Origin of the sequence: Pseudomonas pohangensis, from assembly GCF_900105995.1 — a bacterium.
GTDB lineage: Bacteria > Pseudomonadota > Gammaproteobacteria > Pseudomonadales > Pseudomonadaceae > Aquipseudomonas > Aquipseudomonas pohangensis.
On sequence record NZ_LT629785.1, the window covers coordinates 986080 to 1005523 of the forward strand.

Below are 19444 nucleotides of genomic sequence, written 5' to 3' on the forward strand. Positions count from 1 at the left end.
AAAATGTGCCGGTATTCGGGGGTGGTGAGCAAGCTCTGCGTAGTAACCATCAAGCGCATGAGAAAGCATTCGCGGGCAAGCCCGCTCCCACAGCTTGGCGCGGCGTCACGGCTTTTGCTCTTGCGCAGGAGCGGGCTTGCCCGCGATTGGGTTAAAGAATGCTGCCGGCTTCAGCTCATCAAATTCCATCGAGGCAGTAGTGCAGGCAATCACAGTGACTGCCTGCACTACTGCCTGACTTATGGCCTGCTTAGCTGTGATCGACCTTTACCAGCGGGTCGGCGCCGGCAATCAGCGAGCTGATGATTTGGGACGGTGTTTTGCCATAGGCGTACAGATCCACACCTTGTAGTTCGATAGTCACATCCGGATTACCGCTGCTACCAAACTGGCCGTTGCTGCTGACTTCCAGGATTGATGAGTCCGCACTGCTCACCCGCAGATAATCATTGATATCGGCACCTGGTAGCTGTTCATCTATCAACAGAAGACCGCTCAGGTCAATGCGGTCGCCTTCGCTGGGCTTGAAGTCGGTGATCACGTCGTGATCAGTCGCGCCGCTCGTCAGATCGTCTTTATTCCAGATAAACAGATCAGCACCTTTGCCACCCGTGAGTATGTCGCTGCCGGGGCCTCCGGTCAGGCTGTCGTTGTGATCAGTGCCGATGAGCATGCTGCTGCCATCATCCATTATGGGATTGCCGGTGCCGGCGCTAGACAGATTGAGCTGCAGGTTGGCGCTGGTTACCCCCGACACATTGTCGCCGGGCGAGTCGGTGGTATAGGCATCTATCTGCAGGTCGTAGCTGCCGGCCTTCTGTATCACGCCCAGCCGGTCAACCTGTGCCGGAGTCAGATTGCTCAGGGTGTAGGTATCGGTTACCAGGTCATAACTGGCCGTCAGCAGGGTGCTGTTGGTGTAGAAGGCAGCATGCGCGCCAAGATTCTTGATGCTCAGGGTGGCCAGTTCAGAACCGTCGGAGTCGGGCATCGTACTGTTCAGGTTGAGCGGTACTATGGCTCCTGCCGCGCCAAACGACAGGGTAGGTGTCATGTTGATACCGTCGGCAACGCCATTTACCGTCACGTCGAAGCTGCTGCTGGTGAGCGTCGGATCCAGCCCCACCTCACCGGACCAGACGCCGAACTCCAGACCGCTGATCACGCCACTCCAGTTGGCCGGTGGTTGCAGTGCGATATAGGCCGGTACTGCGCCAGCTATCAGCGGAATGCCCCAGTTCCCACCGCCAAGGTTGATCGCCAGTGAACCGGGCGAGCCATTGCCCGCATAAACCAGTACGCCGTCCGGGACGTTGCTCAAAGTGAGCGATGCAATCTTCTCGGAAGGGTCGGTGAGAGTTACGCTGACCGGCAGCTGGACAGCTGCATCTTCGTTGCCCGTTTGGTCAGTGATGTCAACGGTCACTCCGTAGATCGGGTCGCCGCCAGGCGTGGTGCCGCCTTCGTTGACGGGGCTGACTGTCAGGCTGCCACTGGCCATGCTGGTGGTGATGTCTGTGCTGACTGTGTTGTCTTCCTTGCCCAGGACATAGGCGGCATAGCCAAGTGTCCCGTTGGCATTGGCCGGAGGCTGGTATTCGAGGGTCAGGTTGGCTGTGCTGGTGACACCGGTAAGCACGTAGTAAGAACCGTCAGGTACGCCATTGACCCCTGTGACCGACTCAAGAACCAGTGGCGAGCCGCCGAAGCTGAGGGTGCCGCCAGTTGCACTCAGTCCACTTTCATTAAGGCTGATATAGACCTTGCCATCATCGATAACCTTTGAAAAGGCACCATCCTCAGGGTTGGCCAGGGTCAAGGTAATGGTTGCCGAGGTGTCCTCATCGATACCGGGTGCGCTGATGACCAGATCAATGGCATCGGTAATCGGTTCGGCGACGGGATTGAACGTCAATGAAGCATCGTGGCGCCCGCCACCCACATCATAAGTGGTGAGTGTAGTGGTGAAGCTGAATCCACCTGGGGTGTTGTTCAGGTTCGAGTCGACAGGTGGTGTGATGGTGATGCCATTCAAAACAGCCTGCAGGGCAGCATCGTCACCCTCGCCCTGAACAGTCCAGACATCGATGCCGTTGACATTCTCCCGTGTCATTCCGCTGACCTGGGTGCCAGCAGACAAACCGGTGATGGTGACGGCAAATGTCGAGCTGCCGCTGATCTGGGCATCGACATAATCAGACAACGTCAGCGGGGCATCTTCGAGTACCGGCGGAAGTGTTGTATCGGGTACCCAGCTATCGATGATTGCCGGGTTGGTTGGCGGCTTCAGCGAATCATCGAAATTACTGCCGGTCTGCAGGTGCCAGTCGGTGGATGACGTCAGAACGAAGCCGCCGCCGTCCTGGGTATAGGCAGTGATTGTGATGTATTCATCGAGGTCGGAGAGTTGCAAGCTACTACCATCCAGCGCGAACTGGAAGGACTGAACCAGCGAGGCAGAACTGAACGGCGCATCCGTGTTGTCAACCTGCCAGCGCCCGGTGTTGCGATCGGGCTGATCGTCATTGCCGATGTATTTTCCGCCCACCACGGTAACGCCAGCCGGAACTCCGTCAATGGTGAAGTAGAGCAGTTTTTCGCTGCCATCGATGTCTTGGGCACCACCGGCCTTGTCGTCACCAAGCTGAGTGACAGTGACATTGATGGTCACCGTTTCCGATTGGGTAAATACGTGGTCTTCGCCATAGGTCGTTTCAAAGTCGTTTTTCGATTCGGTCGGGTCGGTGACAGCTGTTACGTTGAGCGTATAGATTGCACTCTTGCTCTCGATTGTCGTTAGCGTGCCATCAGTGGACGTATCTCGGATTTCGTACTGGATGCCGAAGTTATAGTCGTCATCGCTGTTGGCTGCGCCCTGGGCGAAAACATTGCCTGCCTGGATGGCGGTGAGCTTGTACCAACCGGCATCGAGCACAACATCCGAGGCAAGGTCACCCAGCAGAATACCGTTGTGAAACAGCTGAAACGGCTGGCCATCTACATCAACTGCCTTGATCCACACTGATTCCACGGTTTCGTCACTGTCGACATTCGGCGCCTTGATCTTGAAGTCGAGCTGGGTGAGGGTATCTTCCGCCAGGGTAGTCTGGCTAACCAGAGTCGCCTCCGGGGAAGGTGCCACCTGAATGGTCACCGTAGGGGTCGGGCCGGTCAGGCTGTTGCCATCGTTTTCAGTGGAAACGGCCTTAATCTGGAACTCGATGGTGCCACTGTAATGGGCATCCTTGATCACCAGTTGGGCATCTTTGATCTGTGCCGGTGTACCCGACCAGACGCGGTTGATGCCGGTGCCACTGATGTAGGTCAGCCCTTCGATATTCACGTTTGCCGGGACGCCGGTGACCACCAGCGAAACCGTTTCGGAACCGTCTTCGTCGGTCGGCTCCACCGTGGTGATTACGCTGGAAAGAGCGATTTTCTGGCCGCTATTTTCGACCGTGAGTTCGCTGGTCTCCAATTCGTGGGTTTCTACTGTCACCGGGTCGGCCACGCCGCGGACATCGACCAGCATGTTCAGGCTGACCGGCGCCGAGGTGCTGGTGAAAACGTCGCCAGTGTCTGCGTCTATGTAAGTGTCTACCGACACGCCGGAAATGTTGAGGGTGAAGTCCACATTGCTGTTCGGCGGCGGGGTAATGCCCAGGGCAACTGCTGCGCTGAAGTTGGCGATTGTTACGCTGCCGTCGCTGCTCGTTAGTGTATTACCGCCATAGGTGATCACCGCGTCAGTGGGGATATTGCTGATAGTGATAGTGAACGTTTCCGAAGAGTCGGCACTGGTCGGGCGGATGTTCAACGGAATCGACGTATCTTCCTTGCCTACCGCCGGCGCATCGACGGCCAGGGTTACCGCATCGGCTACCGGAGCAATCACCAGGTTGGTCAGGGTGGCCGAGCCGGAGATGGCAGTATCCGTTGTGCCAGTTTCCGGATCAGTGTCGATGGTCTTGGCCTGAATCTGGATTTCGAACTTCCCGGCAACGTTGGCGGCGGCCTTGAACTGGACGCTGTCCAGCGCTGACAGCGGGATCTGCAGGGCGGTACCGGTATAGGTCAGTACGTGTGTACCCGTACCGTCGGTGTATCTGAATTCCGAACCGATGGCCGAGCCGGCAGCCAATACCGGCGTTAGCAAGGCAAAGGTCTGCTCGCTGCCGTATGGAAGGGTGCCTTCAGCATCCTGATTGCTCCAGCCGGCCTTGAGGTCGAAACCATCGCTGTTGATGGTGAACCACTGATCTTCCGCACCCTGACTGGTGTAGATGAACCCGGGGGTAAGGGTCAGATCGAGAATGCCGTCATTGTTGGTGTCGGTGACACTGTCTACGACCAGCCCTGTCTGCTCGGCCACAGCAGACACGCTGACCGTAGGTGTCAGGGTCACAGTTTTAGTGTCTGTTACAGAGGCGCCATTGACCACCTGGGTATCTGTGCTGGTCACACTCAGCGACAGCGTGATGTCCGCGCTGCTGTTGCCGGGCGGTGTGAGCGTGTAGTTACGGAAGTCGCCGTTACTGACTTCGCCTGCCGGAACGGTGAAGGTAGCAGCCCCATTGCCGGTAAATACCACTGCCCCGGCATCATCACGGACGACCCAGCCGGTTGGCAGCGCATTGACCGCAATGCCGGTGATGGATTCGCTGCCATCGGTATCGGTGAGGGCCACGTTCTGCAGGAATTTGACTGCGGTATCTTCGGCCGTGCTGACGTTCGGTGCAGTTACATCGCCGGCCACCGGGGTGACGTGCAGGTTCAGGGTCACGCTGGCGGTCTGGGTGCCCGGAGTCGCAGTCGGCGAATCGTTATCGGTATCCGTGGCGCTCAAGGTAACCGTGATGCCATTCAGATCACCGCTAAAATTGGCGCCTCCTGCAATCCAAATGGCTGGGAAGCCGCTCTGCGAGGTTTCCAGATTGTTGCCCGCAGCCTCCGAGTCAATCTTATATTCGTCCCCTGCAACTACGGCGTTGCCGTTGACGTAGATGGTGCTGTTCCCTGATGGATTTTTGATGATGATGTCGCGATGCTCGCTGCCATCCAGATCCTGGAAGCTGGCGGTTAGCTTGCCCGCGAGGTCGAATGGGGTGTCTTCGGGAATAGTCTCACTGTAGCTGTCAGAACCGGCGATTTTCAGCTCAACCGTATCGGTAACGGCAAGAACTTCAACGTGTATGACGCGGGTAGCCGGAACTCCAGCTATTGCTGTCAATCTGTTGCCGCTGTCATCTGTTTCGTAGCTGGTGACGCGCAGCGTCATATCTACATCGTTGTGCTTGTTGGCAGGAGGCAAGACCTTGAGGGCTTCAAACTCGACTTGTGTCAGCTTGATGGCGCCTGCATACAAGGAGTCAGTTACCAGGTTGGTGTAGTGAACGCTGGTATCCAGATTGCCAGTGTCATCGACGATGGCAATGCGCATAGTGTTATTGGCACCGGTAAACAGCAGCGTCGTTCCATCGCCTTTATAAATCTTCGTTCCAGTGTCGATACTTTCCAGGGTAATAAAGCCGAGTTGTTGGGAATGATCACCGGGAAGGCTACCATTTTGATCTGTCGTATCTTTGATGATGGGCATCTGCAGATTCAGACTGGTCTGTACATCCTCATCCGGAGTAACGCCTTTGTGCTGCAGCCATGTTGGCGCATCAGAAACAGGCGTTACGGTCAAGGTAAGAGTGGCGGTATCGCTTTCCCCCGTGCTGCTGAGCAGGGTGTAGGTGATTACCGGTACCGGGCCGCTGTAATCGCCATTATGCGGTGCAAAAGTATAGTCCCCGTTAGCTTTCATGGTCAGGACACCCAAGGTGCCGGATGGCGTGGTCACGGTGACCGAGGTGCCGCCAGCTGTCGGAGTAAAGGTTTGCTGCGCACCGTTACCATTGGCGTCCAGACTGAAGCTACTGACCGCCGTCGTCACACCGTAATCAAGGTCGAGCGTGTCATTGCTCAGCACATTGCCACCGCGTGCTGTGCCGGTGGCGTTTTCGGCAATGCTCTGAGTGTCGTCCATCGCCACGACGCCATCGTTGGTACCGACAATGGTGATTGTTACATCGTGATCGTCCGTGGCGCCGTGGCTGTCGGTGGCGCGCACGGTGTAGGTGAGTATCAGCGTTGCGTCTTTAGGAATGGCGTCGAACGCCTGAGTGCCGGAGTTGAAGGCCCAGTTGATGCCGTGGAGAGCGTCCTGGCCGGTGGTGCTGGTTTCGCCACCGCTGACCGAGAACATGGCCTTGAGCTCATTTACGTTGAAGGCCGGACCGCTGTAGGTGCCGCCGACGGTGAGGGCATCGACTTTAGTGGCCGCTACGGTGTCGAGGGTGTCGACATCAAACACGCTCAGGGTGCCGGCGGTGCTCAGGCTGGCGTTGGTTTCAGTGAGACCTGCCGTGTCGGTATCACTGCCACGCACGCTGATCACCGGGGTGTCATTGGCACCGCTGACGCTGACGGTCAGGGTGGTGGAGCTGGTTGCGCCCTGACCGTCGGTGATGGTGTAGGTGAAGGTGTCGGTGACCGACTGGTCTTCGGCCAGCGCCTGTACATTGCCTTTGCTGTTGTCCAGGGTGTAGGTGTAAGTACCGTCGGCATTGATCAGCACGCTGCCGTAGGTGCCGGCAACACTGCTGGCCACATTGCCACTGGCGCTGGCCGGGGTACCTGCTGCCACACCGGTCACGCTGCGTGTATCACCGCTATCGACATCGGTGTCGTTGCTCAGCACATTGCCGCCGACGATGCTGGTGGTAGCGAGGCTGTCGTTGTAACCGGACTGATCTGCCGAATCCTCAATGACGCTGTTGACATCCGCCACGGCGACTGGCTTGTCGTTGGTGCCGTTGATGGTGATGGTGAGCGTCTGGTCGACGTAGGCACCGAAATCGTCGGTGACGCGGGCGGTGTAGGTCTGGGTGACGCTCTGGCCTTCCTTGAGCGCCTGGGTGGCGGCAAGGGTGTTGTCCAGGGTATAGGTCCATACGCCGGTCATGCTGTCCAGCTGCATGCTGCCGTAAGTAGTGCTAGGTGTGCCCTGCAAAGTCCAGGTCTGGGTGGCATCGGTATCCACATCGGTAGCGGTGAGGCTACCGGTGGCGCTTGGCGTGCCAGGCACCTCGTCGCCATTGTCCAGGTGACCGGCCTCGGTAACGCTGCCGACCAGTTGGGTGGCGGCGTTGGTTATCACCGGTACGTCATTGGTGCCGTTGATGGTGATGGTGACGGTCTGGTCGACATAGGCACCTTTGTCATCAGTGACGCGGACAACATAGTCCTGGGTAACGCTCTGGTTTTCTTTAAGCGCCTGGGTGGCTGCCAGATTGTTATCCAGGGTGTAGGCCCAGTCCCGGGTGCCCGGATCGAACGTAAAGGTGCCGTAAGTGGCGCTCGGCGTGCCCTGCAAAGTCCAGGTCTGGGTGGCATCGGCATCCACGTCGGAGGCGGAAAGGGTGCCGCTAGCGCTAAGCGTCCCGGCTACCGTGCCGCCGCTATCTGTATGGCCAGCTTCGGTTACCGTGCCCAGCGCAGCTGCCGGAAGGTTGCTGAATACCGGCTTGTCGTTGGTGCCGTTGATGGTGATGGTGATGGTCTGATCGACGTAGGCACCGAAATCGTCGGTGACGCGTGCGGTGTAGGTCTGGGTGACGCTCTGGCCTTCCTTGAGCGCCTGGGTGGCGGCAAGGGTGTTGTCCAGGGTATAGGTCCATACGCCGGTCATGCTGTCCAGCTGCATGCTGCCGTAAGTAGTGCTAGGTGTGCCCTGCAAAGTCCAGGTCTGGGTGGCATCGGCATCCACATCGGTAGCAGTGAGGCTACCGGTGGCGCTTGGCGTGCCAGGCGCCTCGTCGCCATTGTCCAGGTGACCGGCCTCGGTAACGTTGCCGACCAGTTGGGTGGCGGCGTTGGTTATCACCGGTACGTCATTGGTGCCGTTGATGGTGATGGTGACGGTCTGGTCGACATAGGCACCTTTGTCATCAGTGACGCGGACAACATAGTCCTGGGTAACGCTCTGGTTTTCTTTAAGCGCCTGGGTGGCTGCCAGATTGTTATCCAGGGTGTAGGCCCAGTCCCGGGTGCCCGGATCGAACGTAAAGGTGCCGTAAGTGGCGCTCGGCGTGCCCTGCAAAGTCCAGGTCTGGGTGGCATCGGCATCCACGTCGGAGGCGGAAAGGGTGCCGCTAGCGCTAAGCGTCCCGGCTACCGTGCCGCCGCTATCTGTATGGCCAGCTTCGGTTACCGTGCCCAGCGCAGCTGCCGGAAGGTTGCTGAATACCGGCTTGTCGTTGGTGCCGTTGATGGTGATGGTGATGGTCTGATCGACGTAGGCACCGAAATCGTCGGTGACGCGTGCGGTGTAGGTGAGGTCGAAGCTGTCGCCTTCCTTGAGTTCCTGGGTAGCGGTTTTGGAGTTATCCAGAGTGTAGGTCCACACGCCAGTCGTCGGGTGTAGTGCCATGCTGCCGTAGGTGGTGTCTTGTGCCCCCTGCAGGGTCCAGGTCTGGGAGGCATCGGCATCCACATCGGAGGCGGTTAGAGTGCCTGTGGCCGTGGCATTGCCAGGGACGACGGTGCCGTCATCCTCATTGCCTGCTTCTTTCACGCTGCCAGCAAGTGCGGTGGTGGCGTTGGTGATTACCGGCACATCGTTGGTGCCGTTGATGGTGATGGTGATGGTCTGGTCAACGTAAGCACCGAAGTCATCGGTAACACGGGCAGTGTAAGTCTGGGTAACACTCTCACCCTCCTTGAGCGCTTGGGTAGCAGTCTTGGTGTTGTCCAGGGTGTAGGTCCACACGCCGGAACTACTGTCCAAAGCCATGGTGCCGAAGGTAGTGCTTGGGGAGCCTTGCAGGCTCCAGGTCTGGGTGGCATCAGCATCCACGTCGGAGGCAGTGAGAGTGCCCGTAGATGTGAGGGTGCCGGGCACAATAGTGCTGTCATCCTCATTGCCGGCTTCGGTAACGCTGCCGACCAGTTGGGTGGCAGCGTTGGTGATCACCGGCACATCATTGGTGCCGTTGATGGTGACGGTAATGGTCTGATCGACAAAAGCGCCTTTATCGTCGGTAACACGCACTACATAGGTCTGGGTGACGCTCTGGCCTTCCTTCAGCTCCTGGGTAGCTGGCAAGCTGTTGTCCAGTGCGTAAGTCCAGACCTGGGTGTCGGAATCGAACGTAAAATTGCCGTAAGTGGTGCTCGGTGTGCCCTGCATGCTCCAGGTCAGGATGGCGCCGGCATCTGCATCAGATGCCGAGAGGGTGCCCGTAGCGCCGGGTACGCCGGGTGCTGAAGTGCCGTCATCCAGATGACCAGCTTCAGTAATCAGGGCGGCAATATCAGCCGGTAGATTGGTAATCAACGGCACATCGTTGGTGCCGTTGATGGTGATGGTGATGGTCTGGTCAACGTAAGCACCGAAGTCATCGGTAACACGGGCAGTGTAAGTCTGGGTGACACTCTCACCTTCCTTGAGCGCCTGAGTGGCAGCAAGGGTGTTGTCCAGGGTGTAGGTCCACACGCCGGTAGCGGAGTTCAGTGCCATGGTGCCGTAGGTGGTACTTGGCGTGCCTGTCAGTGTCCAGGTCTGGGTGGCATCGGCGTCCACATCAGAGGCACTGAGTGTGCCGGTGGCGGTAGCAGTGCCAGGCACAACGGTGCCGTCATCCTCATTGCCTGCTTCGGTCACCGAACCGGCACGGGCGGCGGCGGTATTGGTGATTACCGGCTTGTCGTTGGTGCCGTTGATGGTGACGGTGAGGGTCTGGTCGACATAAGCGCCGAAGTTGTCGGTAACGCGGGCTACGTAGGTCAGGTCGAAGCTGTCGCCTTCCTTGAGCGCCTGGGTGGCGGCAAGGCTGTTGTTCAGGGTGTAGGTCCATTTACCGGTGGAGGAGTTCAGCACCATAGTGCCGTAGGTGCTGTCTGGCGTGCCTTGCAGGCTCCAGCTGCGCGTGGCGCTGGAGTCGACATCGGTAGCGGTGAGGGTGCCGGTGGCGCTGGCCTTGCCGTTGACCACGGTGCCGTTATCCAGATGCCCGGCTTCGGTGACGGTACCGAGGGTGGCGGCGGGCAGGTTGGTGATCACCGGCACATCGTTGGTGCCGTTGATGGTGATGGTGATGGTCTGGTTGACGTAGGCACCGAAATCGTCAGTGACGCGGGCGGTGTAGGTCTGGGTAACGCTCTGGCCTTCCCGTAGGGCCTGGGTGGCGGCTTTGCTGTTGTCCAGGGTATAGGTCCACACGCCAGTGGCGGAGTTCAGCACCATGTTGCCGTAGGTGGTGCTTGGCGTGCCTGTCAGTGTCCAGGTCTGGGTGGCATCGGCATCCACATCGGAAGCGCTAAGGGTGCCGGTAGCGGTAGCAGTGCCAGGCACAACGGTGCCGTCATCCTCATTGCCTGCTTCGGTCACCGAACCGGCACGGGCGGCGGCGGTATTGGTGATTACCGGCTTGTCGTTGGTGCCGTTGATGGTGACGGTGAGGGTCTGGTCGACATAAGCGCCGAAGTTGTCGGTAACGCGGGCTACGTAGGTCAGGTCGAAGCTGTCGCCTTCCTTGAGCGCCTGGGTGGCGGCAAGGCTGTTGTTCAGGGTGTAGGTCCATTTACCGGTGGAGGAGTTCAGCACCATAGTGCCGTAGGTGCTGTCTGGCGTGCCTTGCAGGCTCCAGCTGCGCGTGGCGCTGGAGTCGACATCGGTAGCGGTGAGGGTGCCGGTGGCGCTGGCCTTGCCGTTGACCACGGTGCCGTTATCCAGATGCCCGGCTTCGGTGACGGTACCGAGGGTGGCGGCGGGCAGGTTGGTGATCACCGGCACATCGTTGGTGCCGTTGATGGTGATGGTGATGGTCTGGTTGACGTAGGCACCGAAATCGTCAGTGACGCGGGCGGTGTAGGTCTGGGTAACGCTCTGGCCTTCCCGTAGGGCCTGGGTGGCGGCTTTGCTGTTGTCCAGGGTATAGGTCCACACGCCAGTGGCGGAGTTCAGCACCATGTTGCCGTAGGTGGTGCTTGGCGTGCCTGTCAGTGTCCAGGTCTGGGTGGCATCGGCATCCACATCGGAAGCGCTAAGGGTGCCGGTAGCGGTAGCAGTGCCAGGCACAACGGTGCCGTCATCCTCATTGCCTGCTTCGGTCACCGAACCGGCACGGGCGGCGGTATTGGTGATTACCGGCTTGTCGTTGGTGCCGTTGATGGTGACGGTGAGGGTCTGGTCGACATAAGCGCCGAAGTTGTCGGTAACGCGGGCTACGTAGGTCAGGTCGAAGCTGTCGCCTTCCTTGAGCGCCTGGGTGGCGGCAAGGCTGTTGTTCAGGGTGTAGGTCCATTTACCGGTGGAGGAGTTCAGCACCATAGTGCCGTAGGTGCTGTCTGGCGTGCCTTGCAGGCTCCAGCTGCGCGTGGCGCTGGAGTCGACATCGGTAGCGGTGAGGGTGCCGGTGGCGCTGGCCTTGCCGTTGACCACGGTGCCGTTATCCAGATGCCCGGCTTCGGTGACGGTACCGAGGGTGGCGGCGGGCAGGTTGGTGATCACCGGCACATCGTTGGTGCCGTTGATGGTGATGGTGATGGTCTGGTTGACGTAGGCACCGAAATCGTCAGTGACGCGGGCGGTGTAGGTCTGGGTAACGCTCTGGCCTTCCCGTAGGGCCTGGGTGGCGGCTTTGCTGTTGTCCAGGGTATAGGTCCACACGCCAGTGGCGGAGTTCAGCACCATGTTGCCGTAGGTGGTACTTGGCGTGCCTGTCAGTGTCCAGGTCTGGGTGGCATCGGCGTCCACATCAGAGGCGCTGAGGGTGCCGGTGGCGGTAGCAGTGCCAGGCACAACGGTGCCGTCATCCTCATTGCCTGCTTCGGTCACCGAACCGGCACGGGCGGCGGCGGTATTGGTGATTACCGGCTTGTCGTTGGTGCCGTTGATGGTGACGGTGAGGGTCTGTTCGACATAAGCGCCGAAGTTGTCGGTAACGCGGGCTACGTAGGTCAGGTCGAAGCTGTCGCCTTCCTTGAGCGCCTGGGTGGCGGCAAGGCTGTTGTTCAGGGTGTAGGTCCATTTACCGGTGGAGGAGTTCAGCACCATAGTGCCGTAGGTGCTGTCTGGCGTGCCTTGCAGGCTCCAGCTGCGCGTGGCGCTGGAGTCGACATCGGTAGCGGTGAGGGTGCCGGTGGCGCTGGCCTTGCCGTTGACCACGGTGCCGTTATCCAGATGCCCGGCTTCGGTGACGGTACCGAGGGTGGCGGCGGGCAGGTTGGTGATCACCGGCACATCGTTGCTGCCGTTGATGGTGACGGTGATGATCTGGTCGACATAGGCACCGAAGTCATCGGTGACACGGGCGGTGTAGGTCAGGTCGAAGCTGTCGCCTTCCTTGAGCGCCTGGGTGGCGGCAAGGCTGTTGTCCAGGGTGTAGGCCCACACGCCCGTGGCGGAGTTCAGTGCCATGCTGCCGTAGGTGGTGTCCGGTGTGCCCTGCAGGCTCCAGGTCTGGGTGGCATCGGCATCCACATCGGAAGCTCTGAGGGTGCCGGTAGCGGAAAGAGTGCCAGGCACAACGGTGCCGTCATCTTCGTGGCCGGCTTCGGTCACGCTGCCGGCCAGTTCGGTGACGGCATTGGTCACTACCGGCACATCGTTGCTGCCGTTGATGGTGACGGTGATGATCTGGTCGACATAGGCACCGAAGTCATCGGTGACTCGGGCGGTGTAGGTCAGGTCGAAACTGTCGCCTTCCTTGAGCGCCTGGGTGGCGGCGAGGCTGTTGTCCAGGGTGTAGGTCCACACGCCCGTGGCGGAGTTCAGTGCCATGCTGCCGTAGGTAGTGTCCGGTGTGCCCTGCAGGCTCCAGGTCTGGGTGGCATCGGTATCCACGTCGGAGGCACTGAGGGTGCCGGTAGCGGTAGCAGTGCCAGGTACAACGGTGCCGTCATCTTCGTGGCCGGCTTCGGTCACGCTGCCGGCCAGTTCGGTGACGGCATTGGTCACCACCGGCACATCGTTGCTGCCTTTGATGGTGACGGTGATGGTCTGGTCGACGTAGGCGCCGAAGCTATCGGTGACACGGGCGGTGTAGGTCAGGTCGAAGCTGTCGCCTTCCTTGAGCGCCTGGGTGGCGGCGAGGCTGTTGTCCAGGGTGTAGGTCCACACGCCGGAACTGCTGTCCAGAGCCATGCTGCCGTAGGTGGTGTCCGATGTGCCCTGCAGGCTCCAGGTCTGGGTGTCACCGGCATCTACGTCGGAGGCGCTGAGGGTGCCGGTAGCGGAAACAGTACCAGGCACAACGGTGCCGTCATCCTGATTGCCGGCTTCGATAACCTCTCCGAGGAGCGCTGCGGGCGGGTTGGTAATTACCGGCGCATCGTTGTCCGGATTAATGGTCAGGTGGACCGTCCGGGTAAGGCTCTCGCCCGATGCTGCATCGGTTACGGTGTAGGTAAAACTGTCGGTGCCGTTGTAGTCGGGAGCAGGGGTGTAGGTATAACTGCCGTTGCTGTTGAAAACCAGAGTGCCGTTGCTGACGTCGCTGGCAACTGCATAGCTGAGGGAGCCGCCCGAGGTGGTGCTGTCGTTGGCTGTTACATCGCCATTGATGATGGCTACATCTTCGTCCGTGGTGGCGTAATCGTCGGCAGCCACCAGGTCGACGACCGGATTGACGGTAATGAATACGGTCGCGGTGGCGGTGTCGCCATTACTGTCCCCGGCGATGTAATCGAAGCTGACATCGCCGTGGTAGTTGGCGTCCGGTGAAAAACTGATACTGCCATCGGCAGCAATATTGACGGTGCCGTTGGGTACGCTGATTGACTGGGCGCCGCCGGTCAGCGTGGTGCCGTTGATGCTGATGATTTTCAGCCCGCCGTCCGCAGCGAGGTCATTGTCGAGCATGAACAGGGGGAGCGTACCGTCCTCGTCGATGCTGTAGCGGTCATCTTCGGCGATGACGATATTGTTTTTCGCCGGCGTGCCGTCGTCCTTCGAGTTGTCGGCAAACTCCAAGCCGCGAATGTAATTACCAGCTCCTATCGGACCGGTGGGATAGCCGACGTTGGGGTCTACGCGCTGACCGGTCTCGGAAAGGATGTAGTCCCATGCATTATCCGGACTGCCCAGGATGACGTGGGTGTTGCCGTCATTGTTGCGCTCCGGCGGCTGGTCGTCGCCGGTATTTTTCGGCTGTTCATCTGCTGCAACGGTTTGCGTAGGGGTATGCAGTTCGCTGCCGCTCCAGCTGGAAGCCGGGCCGACGACGAGGGGAGCGGCCCTGCCGCTGGCGCTTTCAGCAAGCATCTGGTCGGAGCCGAGCGTAGACGCAACCAGCGCCTGGCCTTCTGCGGTCAGCGCAAGACTGACGGAGTCGGCCGGCCCGGTAACCAGCTTCTCGCCCTGTAAAATGTGATCGCCTTCAGCCAGCTGGCGCTGAACGCCGTCAGCAGAAATGGCTATGGCCTGGCCGACCAGGCTCTTGACGATGGCGATCACGTTGCTCATTGCATTGCTCCGGATATATGACGGCGACGATTCTACCAAAACGGTATTTTTGTATCGCTCTTAATGTGACGTGGTTCACTATATCGAGGATAAATGGTAAAGTCAGTAAATTGACGTCAAATAAATGTGCATTTCGTCGGCTAATGAATGGCTTTTTTGTAAAATGCGCGGCTGGTGAACCACTGAAGGCCAGGGTTTGCCAGCGGCAAGTTGTCGGGAAATAGCTGATTCGGCGTTATTGCCGGTGCGATTGAGTTAAGTTAGCGCCTTTGTATGCCCTTATCCGGGTCTCATCATTTACGAGTGATCCAGCGTGGAAGCACAAGCCAGTTCTGTTCCTTCTAGCCAGGACCCGCGCGGTCAGTACGATGACCCGTTGCTGGACAGTCTGTTGACGCTCTGTGAGTTGCACCAGAAGTCGGCCAGTCGAGCCATGTTGACCAGTGGGTTGCCGTTGCCGGCCCAGCGTCTGACGGCAGAACTGTTGCCGCGGGCGGCCGCCCGTGCTGGCTTGCAGGGGCGCTTGCTGCGCCGCCGGCTGGAGCAGATTCCGGCCATAGCCTTGCCGGCACTGCTGCTGCTCGGGGGCGGGCGCTGCGCCATATTGCAGGGCTGGCTTGAAGACGGCCGGGCGCGGCTGCTGCTCAGTGAGAGCGATGGCGGCACGGTCGAGGTTGAGCGCTCGACGCTGGCGGAAGACTATGCCGGCGAAGTGTTTTTTGCCCAGCCACGGCATAAATACGATCTCAACTCCGGCGAACTGGTGCCGCGCACCCAGTCCTGGTTTCGTGACACGCTCAAGCGCTCGCGCTGGTTGTATGTCGATGCGATAGCCGCGACCTTTCTGGTCAACCTGATCGGCCTGTTTGCTCCGCTGTTCGTAATGAATGTGTACGACCGGGTGGTACCCAATCAGGCATTTGCCACCCTGTGGATGCTGGCGATCGGGATTTCCGGGGCCTACCTGTTTGATCTGCTGCTCAAGAGCATGCGTGGCTTGTGTCTGGATCTGGCCGGCAAGAAAACCGACCTGATGATTTCGGCGACGCTGTTCGAGCGGATTGCCGGCATGTCGATGCGCTTCCGGCCCAAGCGGGTCGGCAGTTTCGCGCAGAACATCCATGAGTTTCAGACCCTGCGGGATTTCCTCTCCTCGCTGACCCTGACCACATTGATTGATTTGCCGTTCACCTTGCTGATCCTGCTGGTGATCGGTGTGCTGGGTGGTCCGCTGGTGTGGATACCGATTCTGGCCTTCCCGTTGGCGCTGTTTTGCGGCTGGCTGCTGCAGAAGCCGCTGGCGGAAACCATGGAGCGCACCATGGCGCTCGCTGCCGAGCGCCAGTCGGGGATGATCGAGACCCTGGCCGCGCTGGATGCGGTAAAAGTGAATAATGCGGAAAGCGATCGTCAGTACAGCTGGGAGCAGACCATCGGTACGCTCAGCCGCCTGGAGTTGCGTGTGCGCATGCTCTCCAGTCTGGCGTTGAACCTGACCCAGTTCGTCCAGCAACTGGCTGGCGTGGTGATGATCGTTGGCGGTGTCTACCTGATCAGTGACGGCCTGCTCAGCATGGGCGGCCTGATTGCCTGCTACATGCTCAACGGCCGCGCCCTGACACCTCTGGGGCAGTTGTCGGGGCTGCTTGCCCGCTATCAGCATGCGCGGGTGAGCATGGTCTCGGTCAACCAGATGATGGATCTGCCGCAGGAACGCAGTGCCGGGGAGCGCCCGCTCACCCGCGCCCGTTTGCAGGGCGCGATCGAATGCCGCGAGCTGAGCTTCAATTATCCCGAACAGAAAAATGCCGCTTTGCAGGGCGTCAACCTGCTGATCCGGCCGGGCGAGAAGGTTGGCATCATTGGCCGCAGCGGCTCGGGCAAGAGCTCGCTGGCCAAGCTGCTGGTCGGGCTTTACCAGCCCGACTCGGGCAGTTTGCTGGTTGACGGAGTGGACGTCAGTCAGCTGGATGTCAGCGACCTGCGCCACAACATCGGCTATGTCGCCCAGGATATCCAGCTATTCAGCGGCACCCTGCGCGACAACCTGGTTTCCGGGGCGCGCTATGTGGAGGACAGCCTGATGCTGCAGGCCGCCGAGCTGGCGGGTGTACATGAGTTTGCGCGGGTGCATCCCGAGGGTTACGAGATGCAGGTCGGCGAGCGTGGCCAGCAGCTCTCCGGTGGCCAGCGCCAGAACGTTGCGCTGGCCCGGGCGCTGTTGCTCGACCCGCCGATACTGCTGCTCGACGAGCCGACCAGCGCGATGGACAACACCGGTGAAGAGCGGCTCAAGCAGCGCCTGCTGCCACTGATTGCCAACAAGACCCTGGTGCTGGTCACCCACAGAATGTCCATGCTGGCGCTGGTCGATCGGGTGGTGATCATCGACAAGGGACGCATCATTGCCGACGGGTCCAAGAACAGTGTCATGGAAGCTTTGAAAAAGGGGCAGATCAGTGTTGCTTAAGCAGGGGCCGAGAGGCTGGCTGACGGCTGTCAGGGCGTACTTCAACGGCACCGGCAGTCATTCCGATGAGCCATTGCCGGAAGTGCGCAAGGCACTGTTTGAAGACGCGCCGAAAGTGGTGCGCCTGACCATCTGGTCGCTGGTCGGCTTCTTCCTGTTCGCGGTGCTGTGGGCGCACTACGCCCAGGTTGACGAAGTCACCCGTGGCGAGGGCAAGGCTATCCCTTCCTCCAAGTTGCAGAAAGTGCAGAACCTTGAGGGCGGGATTGTCGAGGAGCTGTTCGTGCATGAGGGGCAGGTGGTGAATGTCGGTGATCCGCTGATTCGCCTGGATGACACGCGCTTTTCCTCGAATGTCGGTGAAACCGAAGCCGATCGCCTGGGCCTGATGCTGCGCGTACAGCGTCTGACCGCCGAAAGTGCTGGCCGGCCGCTGGAATATTCGGATGCCATCAAGGAGGTTTCGCCGGAGCTGGTGAGCAATGAGCAGGCCTTGTTCGAGAGCCGGTATCAGCAGCTCGAGGATGAAGTGGCTGGCCTGAAAGAACAGCTGATCCAGCGCCGCCAGGAATTGCGCGAGTTGCGTTCCAAGCAGGAGCAGTACCGTTCCAGCCTGGTGTTGCTGCGCAAGGAAATCGGCATGTCCGAACCGCTGGTGGCCACCGGCGCGATTTCGCAGGTGGAAATCCTGCGGCTCAAGCGCGCCGAAGTGGAAAGCCGCGGCATGCTGGACTCCACCAGTCTGGCAATCCCGCGCGCCGAATCGGCGATCACCGAAGTCGAGCGCAAGATCGACGAGACCCGTGGACGCTTCCGCAGCGAGGCATTGGCGCAACGGAATGAAGCGCAAACCGAACTGAACAAGCTCACCGCCACTGGCAAGGCACTGAAAGACCGGGTGCAGCGCACTCTGGTCACTTCGCCGGTGCGCGGTATCGTCAAGCAGTTGCTGGTCAATACTATTGGCGGGATTGTCCAGCCGGGCAGTGATCTGGTGGAGATCGTGCCGCTGGATGACACCCTGCTGGTCGAGGCGCGCATTCGTCCCCAGGACATTGCGTTCCTGCATCCGGGGCAGGAGGCGATGGTCAAGTTCACCGCTTACGATTTCACCATCTATGGCGGTTTGCCGGCCAAGCTGGAGCAGATCGGCGCCGACACCATCACCGACGACAAGGGCAACAGCTTTTACCTGATCAAGTTGCGCACCGACAAAAGCTACCTGGGTCCGGCCGATCACCCCTTGCTGATCATTCCGGGCATGGTTGCTTCGGTAGACATCATCACCGGCAAGAAGAGCGTGCTCAGCTACCTGCTCAAGCCGATCCTGCGCGCCCGGGCCGAGGCACTGCGCGAGCGTTGAGGTTAGGCCGGATTACGCCGGGAAACGTAGGGTGGGCTTCAGCCCACCGCGCTCGGGAGCATTATTTTGGTGGGCTGAAGCCCACCCTACGCCCACCCTGCGCGTACTCGAGCTGGACGCTGCTGTTACTCGACAAACAGCTTCTGCACCGCCGAGAAGTCCAGCTTGCCTTTGCCCTGTTTGATCATCAGGCGGTACAGCTGCAGTGCCAGCGAACCCATTGGCGTGCTGCTGCCGGTGGACTGCGCGGCTTCCTGGGCCAGGCCCAGATCCTTGGTCATCAGCTCGGTAGCAAAACCGCCGCTGTAATCATGGGACGCCGGGGCATTTTCCATGACGCCGGGCCACGGATTGTATTTCTCCAGCGACCAGTTGCCGCCGGAGCTCTGGCGCATGATCTCGGCCAGGGCCGACGGATCCAGACCATTGGCCACGCCGAGCGCCATGGCTTCGGCAGTGCCGAGCATGTGCACCGCGAGTAGCTGGTTGTTGCACACCTTGGCTACCTGTCCGGCACCGGCCGGGCCGGCGTGGAAGATGTTCTTGCCCATCGCGGCGAGGATTTCGCGGGCCTTTTCCAGCGTCGCTGCCGCGCCACCGGTCATGAACGTCAGGGTGCCGGCAGCGGCACCGGCGGTGCCGCCGGAGACGGGGGCGTCGAGCATCTCGATACCCATTTGCGCTGCTGCGGCGTGCACCTTGCGGGCGGCGTCGGGGGCGATGGTCGAGCACTCGAGTACCAGACTGCCGGCCTGGATATAGGACAGCAGGCCGTCGTCGCCCAGATACAGGCCTTCGACGTGGCGGCTGGCGGGCAACATGGACACCACAATCTGCACGCCTTCGATGGCATCCCGGGCGCTGTTGCTGGCCTTGCCGCCGGCCGCGACCAGTTGCTCGAGCGCGCTCGGCACCAGATCAAAGCCGCTAACCTCATGGCCGGCCTTGACCAGATTGCAGGCCATTGGCAGGCCCATGTGGCCGAGGCCGATAAACGCGATCTTGCTCATTGTGGTTCTCCTTGGTGTTACGGGGAGCACGTAGGGTGGGCTTCAGCCCACCACGACGGCGCATTTTGGTGGGCTCAAGCCCACCCTAC

General features: G+C 60.1%; 4 protein-coding genes. 2 read left to right on the top strand and 2 right to left on the bottom strand.

The features are described from left to right. Window positions 1-250 precede the first annotated feature (250 nt). Window positions 251-14512, bottom strand: coding sequence for a VCBS domain-containing protein (locus tag BLT89_RS04655; RefSeq protein WP_090193328.1), 14262 nt, complete (start codon window positions 14510-14512; stop codon window positions 251-253). A 313-nt stretch (window positions 14513-14825) separates the two neighbouring features. Here BLT89_RS04655 and BLT89_RS04660 point away from each other — a divergent pair, with 313 nt between their 5' ends. Both BLT89_RS04660 and BLT89_RS04665 read left to right on the top strand, forming a co-directional pair. Next, entirely contained in the window at window positions 14826-16982 is a 2157-nt protein-coding gene (locus BLT89_RS04660) for a type I secretion system permease/ATPase (RefSeq protein WP_090193329.1), read from the top strand. Further along, window positions 16972-18345 (top strand): HlyD family type I secretion periplasmic adaptor subunit, encoded by a 1374-nt coding sequence (locus BLT89_RS04665; protein WP_090193330.1) that lies wholly within the window; start codon window positions 16972-16974, stop codon window positions 18343-18345. The genes BLT89_RS04660 and BLT89_RS04665 overlap by 11 nt, the downstream gene beginning before the upstream one ends. A gap of 125 nt (window positions 18346-18470) precedes the next feature. Here BLT89_RS04665 and mmsB read toward each other — a convergent pair whose 3' ends face one another. Then, complete coding sequence (gene mmsB, locus BLT89_RS04670) at window positions 18471-19355, bottom strand: 3-hydroxyisobutyrate dehydrogenase (RefSeq protein ID WP_090193331.1); 885 nt, start codon at window positions 19353-19355, stop codon at window positions 18471-18473. Window positions 19356-19444: the final 89 nt, after the last annotated feature.